This is a genomic window from Streptomyces sp. NPDC001634 (assembly GCF_040298185.1).
Classification (GTDB): Bacteria; Actinomycetota; Actinomycetes; order Streptomycetales; family Streptomycetaceae; genus Streptomyces.
The window spans coordinates 1-1,331 of the sequence record NZ_JBEOZU010000235.1 but is presented as its reverse complement, the minus strand read 5'-3'; the positions used below and the strand labels follow the sequence as shown (position 1 = coordinate 1,331).

At 75.8% G+C, this 1,331-nt stretch carries 1 protein-coding gene; it reads right to left on the bottom strand.

The window, feature by feature from the left end:
• Window positions 1-524: 524 nt before the first annotated feature.
• Window positions 525-1,331, bottom strand: an 807-nt coding sequence (locus tag ABT186_RS47765) for an RDD family protein (protein ID WP_351930707.1), incomplete at its 5' end; no start/stop codon positions are given.

The following is a 1,331-nucleotide window of genomic DNA, read 5'->3' as shown; positions in this document are numbered from 1 at the left end:
GGCTCACCGCCAGGTGGAGGGGCACCGGGTGGAGGCTCACCGCCCGGGGGAGGCTGGCCGCCGGGTGGGGGCTCACCGCCGGGTGGGGGCTCACCGCCGGGTGGGGGCTCACCGCCGGGCGGAGGCTCACCGCCGGGCGGAGGCTCACCGCCCGGGGGAGGCTGGCCGCCGGGTGGGGGCTCACCGCCCGAGGGAGGCTGGCTGCCGGGTGGCGGTTCGTTGCCGTGCGAAGGTTCGTTGCCGTGCGAAGGTTCGTTGCCGCGGGGAGGCCAGCCGCCAGGTGGCGGTTCGTTGCCGGGCGACGATTCGTTGCCGCGGATAGGCCGGCCGCCGGGCGGAGCCTCATTGCCGGGCGGGGGTCCCCAGTGAGGCCCCGTGCCGCCGCCCTCGGACGGCGGGGGCGGCTGCTTCCGGAACGGGTCGTTGTCCGGGGAGTCTCCTGAGCCGGAGGGCGGCGGTTCGGTGCTCATGTCCCGAGTCGACCGCCAACCCTTCCGCTCCGCATCCGTACAGGTCCGTCCGGGTCAGCCCGCCACGAACGTGTGCGCCGCCTTGTCGTGCCAGCACTGGCGCCAGGGACGGTCGAACAGGCACCACAGGACACCCACGACACCGACCACGAGCAGGCCGGGGACGCTGTACACGAGCCAGCGGCGCAGGGCCATACCGAACGTCGGCGGCTCGTGTCCCTCGATGTCCCGCACCTCGAGGCCGCACAGCTTCTTGCCGAGCGTGCGGCCCCACCTGGCGGTGGGCAGCGCCTCGTAGAGGACGCCGAAGCCGAGGAGTACGGCGAGCACGATGGCGAGGTAGACCGCGGTCGTGCCGTCCAGCAGCCACACGGTGACGGTCTGCCCGGACAGCTTGGCCGCGTCGATCTTGTCGTTGATGTGGTCGATCGCCTTGGTGCCCAGCGGTACGGCCGCCACGCCGGTGACCGTCGCCAGGACCAGTGTGTCCAGGAGCCGGGCGGTCAGCCGCTTGCCCAGGCCCGCGGGACGGGCCGCCGCCTGCGCCCGGGCCGCCGCCTGGAACACGTCCTCCACCGGGGGCTTCCACGGCGCGACGGGCCGGTCGCCCTCGGCTCCCGGGCTCGCGAGCCGGTGCACCTGCTGCGCCCAGGAGGGCTGGCCGCCGCCGGGGCCCGTGGTCATGGGCGTGGCGGAGCCGGCGGACTGCTGGGGGATGGCGGCCGGGGGCTGCTGCGAGAACGAGCCGGCGGGCTGCTGCGCGGACGGCCCCGTCGCGGGCGCCGACGGTGCCGGTACCGAGGGCTGCTGCGACGGTGGGGCGGTCCGCTGCGGCGCGGGGTCCGGAGCGTCGGGGTCCAG